General features: G+C 72.1%; 12 protein-coding genes. 5 read left to right on the forward strand and 7 right to left on the reverse strand.

Annotation, left to right across the window (positions count from 1 at the left end):
- Nucleotides 1-47: 47 nt before the first annotated feature.
- Nucleotides 48-413: a DUF2255 family protein gene (locus GB864_RS00850; RefSeq protein WP_160422389.1), complete on the reverse strand. Its 366-nt coding sequence runs from the start codon at nucleotides 411-413 to the stop codon at nucleotides 48-50.
- Nucleotides 414-706: 293 nt separating this feature from the next.
- On the opposite strand from GB864_RS00850, the gene GB864_RS00855 reads away from it, so the two are divergent.
- On the forward strand, nucleotides 707-1,933 hold the full coding sequence (locus tag GB864_RS00855) for an oxygenase MpaB family protein (protein ID WP_236778792.1): 1,227 nt from the start codon (nucleotides 707-709) through the stop codon (nucleotides 1,931-1,933).
- A gap of 75 nt (nucleotides 1,934-2,008) precedes the next feature.
- Here the strand turns inward: GB864_RS00855 and GB864_RS00860 are convergent, their stop codons facing one another.
- Nucleotides 2,009-2,893 carry an LLM class flavin-dependent oxidoreductase gene (locus GB864_RS00860; RefSeq protein ID WP_160422391.1) on the reverse strand — a complete coding sequence of 295 codons (885 nt, stop codon included), beginning with the start codon at nucleotides 2,891-2,893 and terminating at the stop codon, nucleotides 2,009-2,011.
- A gap of 90 nt (nucleotides 2,894-2,983) precedes the next feature.
- Here GB864_RS00860 and GB864_RS00865 point away from each other — a divergent pair, with 90 nt between their 5' ends.
- Nucleotides 2,984-4,456: an NAD-dependent succinate-semialdehyde dehydrogenase gene (locus GB864_RS00865; RefSeq protein WP_160422392.1), complete on the forward strand. Its 1,473-nt coding sequence runs from the start codon at nucleotides 2,984-2,986 to the stop codon at nucleotides 4,454-4,456.
- Nucleotides 4,457-4,587: 131 nt separating this feature from the next.
- Here the strand turns inward: GB864_RS00865 and GB864_RS00870 are convergent, their stop codons facing one another.
- Nucleotides 4,588-5,391 (reverse strand): SDR family oxidoreductase, encoded by an 804-nt coding sequence (locus tag GB864_RS00870; protein ID WP_160422393.1) that lies wholly within the window; start codon nucleotides 5,389-5,391, stop codon nucleotides 4,588-4,590.
- Nucleotides 5,392-5,545: 154 nt separating this feature from the next.
- On the opposite strand from GB864_RS00870, the gene GB864_RS00875 reads away from it, so the two are divergent.
- Entirely contained in the window at nucleotides 5,546-6,148 is a 603-nt protein-coding gene (locus GB864_RS00875) for a TetR/AcrR family transcriptional regulator (protein ID WP_160422394.1), read from the forward strand.
- 60 nt (nucleotides 6,149-6,208) lie between these two features.
- Here GB864_RS00875 and GB864_RS00880 read toward each other — a convergent pair whose 3' ends face one another.
- From GB864_RS00880 to GB864_RS00890, 4 genes are read right to left on the reverse strand one after another with little or no spacing between them, the layout of a single operon-like run.
- Nucleotides 6,209-7,483: a glycosyltransferase gene (locus tag GB864_RS00880; protein ID WP_160422395.1), complete on the reverse strand. Its 1,275-nt coding sequence runs from the start codon at nucleotides 7,481-7,483 to the stop codon at nucleotides 6,209-6,211.
- A 14-nt stretch (nucleotides 7,484-7,497) separates the two neighbouring features.
- Entirely contained in the window at nucleotides 7,498-8,064 is a 567-nt protein-coding gene (locus GB864_RS00885) for a tetratricopeptide repeat protein (protein WP_160422396.1), read from the reverse strand.
- A gap of 20 nt (nucleotides 8,065-8,084) precedes the next feature.
- On the reverse strand, nucleotides 8,085-8,819 hold the full coding sequence (locus tag GB864_RS18085) for a hypothetical protein (protein ID WP_202106894.1): 735 nt from the start codon (nucleotides 8,817-8,819) through the stop codon (nucleotides 8,085-8,087).
- The gene (locus GB864_RS00890; RefSeq protein WP_202106895.1) at nucleotides 8,816-10,252 is read right to left on the reverse strand and encodes a hypothetical protein; all 1,437 of its coding nucleotides are present in this window, start codon (nucleotides 10,250-10,252) and stop codon (nucleotides 8,816-8,818) included. The genes GB864_RS18085 and GB864_RS00890 overlap by 4 nt, the downstream gene beginning before the upstream one ends.
- Before the next feature lie 809 nt (nucleotides 10,253-11,061).
- Here GB864_RS00890 and GB864_RS00895 point away from each other — a divergent pair.
- Nucleotides 11,062-11,781 (forward strand): ABC transporter ATP-binding protein, encoded by a 720-nt coding sequence (locus GB864_RS00895; RefSeq protein WP_160422397.1) that lies wholly within the window; start codon nucleotides 11,062-11,064, stop codon nucleotides 11,779-11,781.
- Nucleotides 11,778-13,082 (forward strand): FtsX-like permease family protein, encoded by a 1,305-nt coding sequence (locus tag GB864_RS00900; protein ID WP_160422398.1) that lies wholly within the window; start codon nucleotides 11,778-11,780, stop codon nucleotides 13,080-13,082. The genes GB864_RS00895 and GB864_RS00900 overlap by 4 nt, the downstream gene beginning before the upstream one ends.
- Nucleotides 13,083-13,120: the final 38 nt, after the last annotated feature.

A 13,120-nucleotide genomic window follows, 5' to 3' on the forward strand; every position in this document is an offset into this window, starting at 1 on the left:
CCGGCCCGCTCGTCGCCGTTCCCCGTCCCCGAGCGCGCGACGGCGGCTCAGGCCGGGTCGACCCGGAGCGTCGTCGCGACGGCGCCGGGAGCGATCATCGTGCGGCTCGAACTCGTGTCCCCGTACTTGGCGAAGTACGCGGCGTCGACCGCCTCGTCCGCCGAGGAGTCGGAAGCGTAGACGACGTCGCGCGGGGTGCCGTCCCACTCGAGCGCGCCGCCCGTCCCGGCGAGGACGCCGCGGTACCACCCGCCCTCGGCTCCCCGCGCGGAGCGCACGTAGACCGCGCCGTCGACGACCACGTCCCAGATCGTGACGAGGGGCCGGAGCGTGCCGTCGGCGCGTCGGCCCGCCACGCGCACCTCGCGTGCGCGTTCGAGGGCGCTCAGGTCGTCGGGATTCCAGGTGCTCATCGTGCGTTCCCCTCCGACGGCGGGCGTTCGCCGCCGCCGGTATCCAGCATGCGTCCGCTGGGTGATTCGAGCCAGGGTCTGCGCGTACCCCCTCGCAGGCCGTGCGCCGACTGCGCCGAAGCTCTCATCTTCCGGCTCTTGTGAATCGCGGTTCACATCCGTAAGTTAACGAGCATTCACATCAGTGCGGATGGGACGCGGTGCTTTCGCGGCGGCGACGACGCCGGCGTGACGACGCCCCGCCGCTTCGAAGAGCAGGAGGCAACGTGGCCGACTTGAATCGACGTTCCGTCTTGACCCTGGGGGCCGTCTTCGGCCTCGGCGGGGCCATCGTACCCGGGGCCGCCCAGGCCGCGACCCGGGAGTGGACCTGGTCGGCCGCCAATTCCGTCGTCCCCACCGCCCTCGGCGGCGGGTCGACCGTCGACCCCGCCTGGGTGTGGGACGAGCCGATCGACACGATCATCGCCCAGGCCATCCAGCGCGGCGAGACGGCCCAGATCAACGCGGCGCTGCTGCCGTGGGTGCACCACTACGACCCCGTGCCGAGCGCGGGCCTGCCCGCCGACCTCGCCGCGTGGCTGCAGGAGAGCGTCCAGATGCCGGCCTGGGCCGACATGACGAAGCTCCGCCGCGCCGCCGACTTCAACCGTCGCAAGGACACCTACCTCTTCATGCTCTACGGCGTCGGCGGCGGCATCATGTCGACGGTCATCCCTCGGGAGGCGAAGTCGGTCTACTGGTCCAAGGGCGGTGCCGACATGCAGGACCGCGCCGCGAAGACCTTCTCGTTCGGCTACGACCTCTCCGACATCGACGCGTTCGAGAACACGGGCGAGTTCCGCGTCACCTCGAACAAGACGCGCATGACGCACGCGGCCGTGCGCCACCTGCTGCCGCAGTCGCCCCACTGGCTCGCCGTCCGCGACGAGTCGATCCCGATCTCCAACCAGGACATCCTCGTCACCTTCCACTCCACCGGCACGTTCGCGTACCAGAAGCTCAAGGAATGGCGCATCCCGATGTCGACCCGCGACGAGGAGGCGTTCCTCCACTCGTGGCAGGTCGCGCTGCACTTCCTCGGGGTGCGCGACGAGTACATCCCGGCGACGTGGAAGGCGGCGACCCAGCAGGCCTCCGAGATCCTCTACCCCCGGCTCACCTGGACGCAGGAGGGGCAGTACCTCGCCGAGGTGCTGCTCGGCCTCGTCGCCCAGGTCGACCGCGGCCTCACCCGCGGGTTCCTCAACGAGTTCGTGCGCTACCTCCTCGGCAACGAGATCGGCGACTGGCTGGGGCTGCCGCGCGACTACGTCTCCGCCGCGACGATCCGCGTCGGCTGGCCGGCGTTCATCCTGTTCCGCGAGGGGTTGAACCCGATCATGCCGGCGAACTTCTACCTGTTCGACCAACTCGTCCGCGCCATCGCGATGGCGTTCCTCAACCGGGCGACCTCGCCCACGACGACGCCCATCGTGATCCCCGACATGAACCGGCCCGACCCCGGCTACAACGGCTGAGCCGCACGCCGCTCCGAACGGGCCGGATGCCGGGTGGCATCCGGCCCGTTCGGCGTCCCGGCGGTGCTCCCGCCGTCAGCGGAGGCCGGGCAGCAGCGCCGCGACTTCCTCGAGCACCGACTCGTCGCCCGCGTACAGCCCGGACTCGCGCGGGAAGTGGGCGACGACGTCGGTGAAGCCGAGCCCGGCGGCGCGGCCGACGGCGTCCTCGTAGGCGGCCGTGCTTGCCAGCGAGTAGCCGTGGACGCCGTCGAGCGAGAGGATGCTCCGCGCCTCGCCGGCGCGCCCGGTCGCCGCCCACGCGTCGGCGTAGCGGGCCGCGAGGGCGGCGACGCCCGCCCACCACGCCTCCGCCTCGTCGGCCTCGCCGCCGGTGGTCACCCAGCCGTCGCCGACCTCCGCCGCGAAGCGGATCGACTTCGGGCCGTTGCCGGCGAGCAGGAGCGGCATCCGGGGCTCGCGGGCGGGCGCGCCGACCATGCGGGCGTCCTTCGCCTCGAACCAGTCGCCCGCGAACGAGATGCCGCCAGAGCCCGGCTCCTCGAAGCGCAGCAGCGCGTCGAGGCCGCGCACGAACTCGACGTAGCGCTCGTGGCGCTGCCGCGGCGTGAGCTCCTCCTGGCCGAGCACGAACGCGTCGAAGCCGGTGCCGCCCGAGCCGACGCCGAGCAGCAGGCGCCCCCCGGCGAGGTCGTCGACGGTGCCGAGCTCCTTGGCGAACGGCACGGGGTGGCGGAAGTTCGGGCTCGTGACGAAGAGGCCGAGCTCGATGCGCTCCGTCGACAGGGCGGCCGCCGTGAGCGTCGGGATCGTCGCGTGCCAGCGCTCGCCGGCGAGGCCGCGCCACGCGAGGTGGTCGTACGTCCAGGCGTGGTTGAAGCCGAACTCCTCGGCCGCCCGCCAGCGGCGGAAGACTTCGGGTCGGTCGTACTGGGGCAAGATGACGAGACCGTGGCGCATCCTCCGAGGCTAGCCCGGGCCGCCCTGCGCCGGGCCCGCGCGAACGGGCGCGCGGCGTCGTACGCTTTCGGCACACCTGAAGGAGCATCCATGACCCTCATCGACGAGACCGAACTGCTCGCCGCCGTCCCCGACGGACTCTTCATCGACGGCGCGTGGCGTCCGGCGTCCGGTGGCGCGACCCTCGACGTCCGGGACCCCGCGACCGGCGAGGTCGTCAAGGCCATCGCGAGCGCGACGAGCGCCGACGGCATCGCCGCCCTCGCCGCCGCCGACGCGGCCTTCCCCGGGTGGGCCGCGACCCCCGCCCGCACGCGGGCCGAGGTGCTCCGCCGGGCCTTCGACCTGTTGCAGGAGCGCAAGGAGGAGTTCGCCCTCCTCATGACCGTCGAGATGGGCAAGCCGCTCGCGGAGGCCCGCGGCGAGGTCGCCTACGGCGGCGAGTTCCTGCGCTGGTTCAGCGAGGAGGCGGCGCGGGTGCAGGGCCGCTACGGCGCGAACCCCGAGGGCACCGGCCGCATGATCGTCACCCAGCACCCCGTCGGCCCGTGCTTCCTCATCACGCCGTGGAACTTCCCGCTCGCGATGGCGACGCGCAAGATCGCACCGGCGCTCGCCGCGGGCTGCACCGTCGTCGTCAAGCCGGCGTCGCTGACCCCGCTCACGACGCTGTACTTCGTGAAGCTCCTCGAGGACGCGGGCGTCCCGTCGGGCGTCGTCAATGTCGTCACGACGGCGCATTCGGGCGAGGTGTCCGATGCGATCCTCGCCGACCGTCGGCTCCGCAAGCTCTCCTTCACCGGTTCGACGCCCGTCGGGCAGGCGCTGCTCAAGCAGGCCGCCGACGGCGTGCTGCGCACGAGCATGGAGCTCGGCGGCAACGCCCCCTTCGTCGTGTTCGACGACGCCGACCTCGACAAAGCCGTCGACGGGGCGATCGCCGCGAAGTTCCGCAACATCGGACAGGCCTGCACCGCGGCGAACCGCTTCATCGTGCACCGCTCGCTCGTCGAGGAGTTCGCCGCGCGCGTCACCGCGCGCGTCGAGTCGTTCGCCACCGGTCGCGGCACCGAGGACGGCGTCGTCATCGGCCCGCTCATCGACGACCGCGCCGTCGCCAAGGCCGACGCGCTCGTCACGGATGCCGTGGACCGCGGCGCGGTGCTGCGAACGGGCGGCGCGGCGATCGAGGGGCCGGGCACGTTCTACGCGGCGACCGTGCTCACCGACGTGGCTGCGGGCAGCGACATCCTGCGCGAGGAGATTTTCGGGCCGGTGCTCGCGATCGTGCCGTTCGACGACGAGGACGAGGCGGTGGCGCTCGCGAACTCGACCGAGTACGGCCTCGTCTCCTACGTCTACACCGAGAGCCTCTCGCGCGGGCAGCGCATGATCGAGCGTCTCGAGACGGGGATGATGGGCCTCAACGTCGGGGTGGTCTCGAACGCGGCGGCGCCCTTCGGCGGGTGGAAGTTCTCCGGCCTCGGCCGCGAGGGCGGCGCCGAGGGCATCCACGAGTACCTGCAGACGAAGTACACGCTCACGCCGAACCCGTTCGCCTGAGCGGCCGCCGCTCGCCCTGCCGCGTCGCGGTACCGAGGAGATCCGCCGATCTGAGGATGCTCCGGCGAGCATTCGTCCTCAGGAATGCAGATCTCCTCGGTAGGGGCGGGGAAGGGCGGGGAGGAACGGGCTCAGGCGGCCGGGTCGTTCCACGACCAGATGTCGTCGCCGCGCAGCGTCGCGTCGGCGCCGCCGTCGTCGTAGATGGTCTGACCCGCCATGTGCGTGTTCTCGACGCTCGTGAGGAAGATCAGCAGGTTCGCGATCGACTCCGCCGGCTGGTGGGAGTTCAGCGGCATCGGCACGGCGGCGTCGACCATGGCGAGGCCCTCGGGGTTGTCGAGGAGGGCCGCGGTCATCGGCGTGATGACGGTGCCGGGGGCGACCGCGTTGAGCGGGATGCCGGCGCCGGCCCACGCCTCGGTGATGGACTCGCGACGCACCCAGCGCGAGAGCGCGCGCTTGGACGACGGGTAGACGAGGTAGCCGAGTTCGGGTCCCTGCTCGGCGGTCGCCGCGGCAACCGCGAGGGCGCGCTCCTCGTCGCCGGCGAGGGCGGCCTCGACCATCGCGGGCACGACGGGCTGGAGCGAGGCCATCGAGGACACCACGGCCGCGCGCGGGGCGTCGGAGGCGCGGAGCGCGGGGAGCAGTCCCTCGAGCACCTCGGTGACGCCGAAGAAGTTGACCGAGATCGTCGCCGGGATCGGCGCGGAGATGCCGGCGCACGCGATGACGCCGTCGACGACGCCGCCGGAGAGCTCGGCGACCCGCTCGACCGCGGCGAGGCGGCCCTCGCGGGTGGACAGGTCGGCCTCGACGTCGGCGTCGCGCAGGTCGACGCCGATCACGCGCTCGCCCCGTTCGGCGAGGAGGCGGGCGGTGGCGGCACCGATGCCGGATGCGGCGCCGGTGACGACGTAGGTGCGGGTCATGGGGTGGTTCCTTCCGAATCGCGACCGGGCGCTCCGTCGCGCCTCGGCTGATATTTGACACCGTACGCCAAAAATAGAGGGAGGAGCCTGGGAGAATCGGGCGTCGGGATCGCTCCGAGAACGGATCGGTCCCCGAGCAGGGGAGGAACGCGCGATGGACGACGGGACCCGCGGCCGCGGCCGGCCGAGCGTCATCGACCCCGACGCGGTCGCCGAGGCCGCACTCCGGCTCTGGGCGGAGCGGGGGTACGCCGCGACCGGGTGGAAGGAGCTCGCCGAGGCGACCGGCGTCAGTGCGCGCACGCTCATGCGGCACTACGGCACGCGCGACCGCATCGCCTGGACCGAGGTGGAATCCGCCAACGGGCGCCTCGCCGGGGCGATCGAGCACCTCGATCCCGATCTGCCGATCGCCGAGGCGCTGCGGCGCATCGTCGTCGCCTCGATCTCCCATGACCCGTTCATGCGTTCCGGCGTGCCCGCGTGGGTGCGCCTCATCGCGAGCGAGCCGGAGTTCGCCGCGACGGCGGCCGCCGCCAACCGCGCCTGGACCGGCCTGCTCGAGGACTTCCTCGATCGACGGCTGCCGGGCGCTCCCCGTGCCGCCAGGCAGGCGATCGCCGCGGCCTACGAGGCGGCGACGATCACCGCGCTCGCCGCGTGGGCGGATGCCGGCGCGGCGGTCGAGCCCGCCGACGCGGTCGACGCGGCGCTCCGCTGGCTCGGGGTCGCCGAGGTCGCCGGCGGCGCGCCGTAGCACGCGGCGCCCGGGCATCCTTCTCGTGCCGGCATCCGCTCGCCCGCTCCGAACGACCGCTCAGCGCAAACCGGCGAAGCGCACCGGGCCGCCGTTCGGCGGAGCGCCCGGCTTCAGCGCGAGCAGGTGCGCGACGACGTACGGGATGTCCGTCTGGCGATGCCACTCCGTCGGGAAGTGCGTGTGCAGGCGCGAGACCTGGAAGCGGGCCTCGATCTCCGGCACGTACCGCGTGTAGTTCTCGTCGGAGTAGTACCAGAACGAGTTCTCGTTGTAGAAGGCGACATGCGTCGGATCCTGGAAGGCGCCGCGGCCGTCGGTGCTCGGGGTCCGCGTGATCAGCACGCCGCCCGGCACGAGCAGCCGGTGGAGCTCGTTGATGAGCCCGATCTTGTCGGCGACGTGCTCGAAGAAGTCGACGGCGCGGATGACCCCCACCGAGCTGTCGGGCAGGTCGAGCCGCTCGGGCAGCCGCGCCACGACGTCGACGCCCGGTCCGTCGTGCTGGTCGACGCCGAGGTAGCCCTGCGGCTTCGCGTGCGCGGCGCCGAGGTCGAGGCAGGCGAGGCCCTCGCGACGGGCCCACGCGAGCGCGTTCGCTTCGAAGTGCCGGTCGTAGAGGTCGACCGTGCGCTGCTGGATCTCGGCGTTCACCCCCGCGATGCGGTGCGTGTTGCCGTCGTGGATGCGCTGGAGGTAGAGGCACTCGTCGATCGCGACGAACGGGCCCGCCTGGTAGAGCCGGCTCATGAGCTCGTGGTCGTCGAGCACGGCGAGGCTCGCGTCGTGCCCCCCGACCGCGACGTACGCATCCCGTCGGAACGCGCGCACGTGATTCGGGGCGAACCAGATGTACGAGACGTTGTGCGGCGTCGGCGGGAAGGAGACCGGATACCGGTAGTGCACGCCGTCGACGTCGGTCTCGGCGTACTGCCACCCCATCTCCTGGTTGTAGGCAACGTCGAGCGGGTCGCCGGCGGAGTCGATCGAGGCCGCGTGCGAATAGACGAGCGATGCCTCGGGATGCGCCTCGAAGGTCTCGACGACGCGTTCGAGCGCCCCGGGGAGCAGCACGTCGTCGTGGTCGAACTCCACGAGGACGTCGCCGCGCGCGTACCCGTTCGCGAACCGCTTCGCCTCGCCGACCCCGGAGACGGGCCGATCGTGACGGATGACCCGGATGCGCTCGTCGGGCTCCGCCGGCGCCCACTCGGCCGGACCGTTGAGGAGCACGATCCATTCCCACTCCTCGAGCGTCTGGGTGCGGAGCGACGCGGCGGCGGCGTCGAGGAAGCGCGGATCGTGCGACGGCGTGACGACCGATGCCCGGGGCATCCGATCGCGCGGACTCACTCGTCGCTCGCGGGGGCGTCCGTCAGCGTCGGGTCGATCGCGAGGGCGCGCTCGCGCGCCTCCGCGGCACCCGCCGCATCGCCCTGCGCCTCGAGCAGCGACGAGAGCCGGTAGTAGGCGGTCGCGGCCTGATCGTCGAGCGACACGATCTGCCGGTAGAGGGCGACGGCGGCGTCCTGGTCGGCGTCCTCGAGGAGGATCGCCTTGTTGTACATCGCCGACGTGAACGCCGGATCGGTCTCGATCGCCTTGTCGTAGTAGCCCATGGCCGCATCGGCGTCGCCGTTCTGCTGTGCGAGCACCCCGAGGTTGTAATTGGCGAATGCATTGCCGGGATCGAGGGCGAGCACGTTCTCGAAGGTCGCTTTCGCCTGATCGGTCTCGCCGGCGTTCGCGGAGGCGATGCCCAGCTGCACGAGATCATCCACGCTGATGGCGCCGGCCGACGACGTCGCCGAAGGGCCGGCGCTGTCCGGGGCATCCTGCGTCGAGTCGGTGCACCCCGAGAGCACGAGCGTTGCCGCCAGCAAGGCGGCAGCTGCACCGCCGATGCGTGGATTCATGAAGTTCCTCTCGTGGTTCATCAATACCGGACGATCTGCACCCAGGTGCGGCCGAGGCCGATCGAGGCGGCGGTCCCGAAGTCGAGCGGCGACGAGATCTGATTCGCCGCGGTCACCGAAACGAGCCGCAGTTGCACCGTGATCACGCTCGTGGTGGTGAAGGCCACCGTGGCCGGTCCTTCGGGACCTGCGTCGTTGTCGGCCAGGTTGGACGACTCGTTCGCGCCGCCCTGACCGATCCAGGCCCCGTTCGTGACGCTGTAGAAGCCGAAATAGACGCTCGCGCCGCCGGCGACTCCGGTGACGCCGCCGATCGAACCGCTGAGGGCGTACGTGCCGGGGGCGAGGGTGATCGAGTTCCCGGAGCGGGAGATGAACTCGGTCGCCGTATTCACGTCGTTGGAGTTGAGGTTGACGATGGTGTTCGCCGCAATCGATCCCTGCGCTGCAGTGTTGGAGAAGCGGGCGAGCGCGCCGGCGACCGAGCCTTGCTCGCCCTGAGTTCCCTGCGGGCCGGCACCACCGGCCGCGCCCTGGAACCCCTGGCTGCCCTGGGGGCCCGCGCTGCCGGCCGCGCCGGTCGCGCCGGTCGCGCCGGGGGCGCCCTGCAGACCCCGGAGACCCTGTGATCCGGCCGCGCCGGCCGACCCCGCGGTGCCCTGCGCGCCGGTCGCACCCTGCGCTCCGGCAGCGCCGACGAGGCCTTGGGGCCCGATGCCGCCGTTCGCGCCCTGCGCTCCGGTCGCGCCCGTCACTCCTTGGAAGCCTTGGAATCCGCGGGCTCCCTGCGCTCCTGCCGCCCCGGCGCTTCCCTGCGCTCCGGTTGCGCCCGGGGTTCCTTGGAAGCCCTGGAGTCCGCGGAGACCCTGGGCTCCCGTCGCCCCGGCCGCGCCCTGGGCACCGGTCGCCCCGGCTGCGCCCTGGGCACCGGTCGAACCCGCAAGCCCTTGGAAGCCCTGGAGCCCGCGGAGACCCTGGGCTCCCGTCGCCCCGGCCGCGCCCTGCGCACCGTCGGCACCGTCAGAGCCTTGGAGGCCCCGGAGGCCCTGCGCACCGGCAAGCCCCTGGAAGCCACTCGCGCCTTGTGCGCCTTGCGCTCCGGTTGCGCCCTGTGCGCCGGTGTCGCCTTGTGCTCCGGTGTCGCCCTGTGGGCCCTGCGGGCCGACATCCCCGGGTGCGCCTTCTCCGCCGTCGGCGCCTTGTGCGCCGGTTGCTCCCTGTGCGCCGACGGCTCCTTGTGCGCCGTCGGCTCCTTGTGCGCCGTCGGCTCCGGTGTCGCCTTGTGCGCCGTCGGCTCCGGTGTCGCCTTGTGCTCCGTCGGCTCCGGTGTCGCCCTGTGCTCCGGTCGCTCCTTGGAAGCCTTGCGGTCCGGCGGCACCGTCTGCGCCCTGTGCGCCGTCTGCGCCTTGTGCTCCGTCGGCTCCGGTGTCGCCTTGTGCGCCGGTTGCGCCCTCAGCGCCTTGTGCTCCGTTGGCTCCGGTGTCGCCTTGTGCGCCGGTTGCGCCGTCTGCGCCTTGTGCTCCGTTGGCTCCGGTGTCGCCCTGTGCTCCGGTCGCTCCTTGGAAGCCTTGCGGTCCGGCAGCTCCGTCTGCTCCTTGTGCGCCGTCGGCTCCGGTGTCGCCCTGAGCTCCCTGTGCGCCCTCAGCGCCTTGTGCTCCGTCGGCTCCGGTGTCGCCTTGTGCGCCGGTTGCGCCTTCGGCTCCTTGTGCTCCGTTGGCTCCGGTGTCGCCCTGTGCTCCGGTCGCTCCTTGGAAGCCTTGCGGGCCGGCGGCACCGTCGGCGCCTTGTGCTCCGTCGGCGCCTTGTGCGCCGTCTGCGCCTTGTGCTCCGTCCGCGCCTTGTGCTCCGTCGGCGCCAGTTGCGCCGTCTGCGCCTTGTGCTCCGTCGGCTCCGATGTCGCCCTGTGCTCCGGTCGCTCCTTGGAAGCCTTGCGGTCCGGCAGCTCCGTCTGCTCCTTGTGCGCCGTCGGCTCCGGTGTCGCCCTGAGCTCCCTGTGCGCCCTCAGCGCCTTGTGCTCCGTCGGCTCCGGTGTCGCCCTGTGCTCCGGTTGCGCCGTCTGCGCCTTGGGCGCCGTCGGCGCCTGCGTCGCCTTGTGCGCCGGTTGCGCCCTCAGCACCTTGTGCTCCGTCGGCTCCGGTGTCGCCCTGTGCTCCGGTCGCTCCTTGGAAGCCTTGCGGTCCGGCGGCACCGTCGGCGCCTTGCACCCCAGCGGCGCCATCCGCGCCGTCGGTGCCGGCGTCGCCCTGCGCTCCGTCCGCGCCCTCCGAGCCCTGCGGTCCGCTCGGACCGATCACACCCTGCGGGCCAGCGGCTCCCGCCGCGCCCTGCGGGCCTGCAGCTCCCGCCGCCCCCTGCGGGCCAGCGGCTCCCGCCGCCCCCTGCGGTCCGGCGGCTCCCGTCGCGCCGGTCGTGCCGTCAGCTCCGTCGGCACCGTCGGTTCCGTCCGCGCCACTGGCGCCTTGGGCTCCGGTCGTGCCGGTGCCCGTGCCGGTGCCGTTCGCGCCGGTGAGCCCGACCGGCCCCTGCGGGCCGATGGATCCCTGCGGTCCCTCGGGTCCGGCCTCGCCGATGCAGTACCCGAAGCCGAACGGCGCCAGGCCCTGCGGGCCGATCGCGGAGTCGCCCGAGGCCACGCTGAAGGCCGGCGCGCATCCATCTGCGGCGCTGCCCGCCCAGGGCATCGCGTGCGCGGCCGATGTCGGCAGGAATGCCGTACCGAGCACGATGGCGGCCGGTACCGCCAACGACCGACGTCGGTCCGGTGTCACGTCCACCCCCCAACGAACGAGCGACACGGTTCGGGGGAGTATTGCAAAGGGCCCATCGAGCCGCAACGATCTGCACCGAGCGTCGCACAAGGGCTGCGGTTACTCCGCCGTACCGCGACCGCGGTATGCGAGGAGCATCCTCCGGGGGGACGTGCGAGCGCGCGTCGCCGCGTTGACTGGAACACGACCCGGCAGCCGGCCAGCGGCCCGGGATCGTGGAAGGAACCCGATGACCACCCCCGTGCTGCAGGTCGAGGACCTGCGCAAGTCCTACGGTCGGGGCGCCACGCGCTTCGACGCCCTCAAGGGGGTGAGCTTCGAGGTGCGCCAGGGCGAGTCGCTCGCGATCGTCGGCAAGTCCGGCTCCGGCAAATCGACCCTCATGCACCTGCTCGCCCTGCTCGACCGGCCCACCGAGGGCCGCGTGCTGCTCCACGGCGAACCCGCCGAGCGGCTGCAGGGCGCCGCGCTGAACCGCGCCCGCAACAAGACGTTCGGGTTCGTCTTCCAGCAGTTCTTCCTGACGCCCGGCCAGAGCGTGCTGGAGAACGTCATCCTGCCGTTGAAGATCGCCGGTGTCGGCCGGGCCGAGCGCAAGCGCCGCGGGATGGCGGCGCTCGCGCAGCTCGACCTCGCCGACAAGGCGAAGAACAAGGCCTCCGACCTCTCCGGCGGGCAGAAGCAGCGCGTCGTCATCGCGCGCGCCCTGGTCAACGACCCGGCGCTCATCTTCGCCGACGAGCCGACGGGCAACCTGGACTCCGCCACGGGGAGCTCCGTCGAGGAGATCCTGTTCCGGTTGAACCGCGAGCAGGGCATCACGCTCGTCGTGGTCACGCACGACGAGGACCTCGCGGCCCGCTGCGACCGCCGCATCACGGTGCGCGACGGCCTGCTCGTCGACGTCGACGCCGAGGCCGACGCCGAACTCGGGGAGGCGGCCGCGTGAAGACCGCAGACGTCCTCGGCACTGCCGTCGGCAACACGTTCCGTTCGCGCACCCGCACGATCCTGACGATCCTCGCGATCTTCATCGGCGGGTTCACCCTCACGATCACGACCGGCCTCGGCACGGGCATTAACCAGTACATCGATCAGACGGTCGCCGGGATCGGCGCCGAGGACGTCATGACCGTCACCCACGAGCAGGCGGACGCCGGGCTCGACAGCGGGCCGACCGAATACGACCCCGACGCCGTCGAGCTCAACGGGCCGGGCGGCGCAACTGCGCCCGGGAGGTCGGCGATCGACCCGATCACCGCGGACGACCTCGACATGATCGCCGGGATCGACGGCGTCGAGAGCGTGGAGCCGTCCAAGCGGGTGAGCGTCGACTACGCGCAGGTCGGTGACGGCACTCCGTACACGATGAGCGTCGGCACGTTCGTGCCCGGCATGGAGGTCGAGCTCGCTGCCGGTTCGCAGCCCGACCTCGACGCGACCGCGAACGAGATCGCCATCCCGGTCGACTACGTCGAGGCGTTCGGCTTCGATTCCGATGCGGATGCCGTGGGCGCGACGATCGAGCTCGGGCTGACGGACGCCGTCGGCGGCACGCACGTCGTCGACGCCGAGATCGTGGGCGTCTCCGAGGCGGGCCTCGCGGGCAGCCTCGGCGCATCGCCGAACCCGGCGCTCACCGACGCGCTGTACGAGGCACAGCAGACCGGTGCGCCCGCCGCGCAGGCGGAGCGCTACGGCTCGGCGATCGTGCGCTTCGACCCGGCCGCGGGTGACGACGCGACGCAGGCGCTCAAGGACGACCTCGCCGACGCGGGCTTCGCCGCGACGACCGTCGAGGACCAGATCGGCGCCTTCAAGACCGTCATCGACGCCATCGTGCTCGTGCTCAACGCCTTCGCGGTCATCGCGCTCGTCGCGGCCGGCTTCGGCATCGTGAACACGCTGCTGATGTCGGTGCAGGAGCGCACTCGCGAGATCGGCCTCATGAAGGCCATGGGCATGAGCTCCGGCAAGGTGTTCGGGCTCTTCTCGACCGAGGCGACTTTCATCGGACTGCTCGGCGCGGCCGTCGGCGTCGGTGCGGGCATGGCCGTCGGTCTCGGCCTCGGCAACGTCCTCGCGACAACGCTATTCGCCGACCTGCCCGGGTTGATGCTGTTCGCCTACGAGCCTCTCGGCGTGCTCTCGATCGTGCTGCTCATCATGGCGATCGCGTTCCTCGCCGGCACCATCCCGGCCGCCCGGGCGGCCCGGCAAGACCCCATCGAGTCGCTGCGCTACGAGTAGCGGGCCGATGGATGAGACGGGCGGCCCGGACGCGCGAC

It is taken from the genome of Agromyces seonyuensis, from assembly GCF_009789225.1.
In the GTDB taxonomy this organism is placed as follows: domain Bacteria; phylum Actinomycetota; class Actinomycetes; order Actinomycetales; family Microbacteriaceae; genus Agromyces; species Agromyces seonyuensis.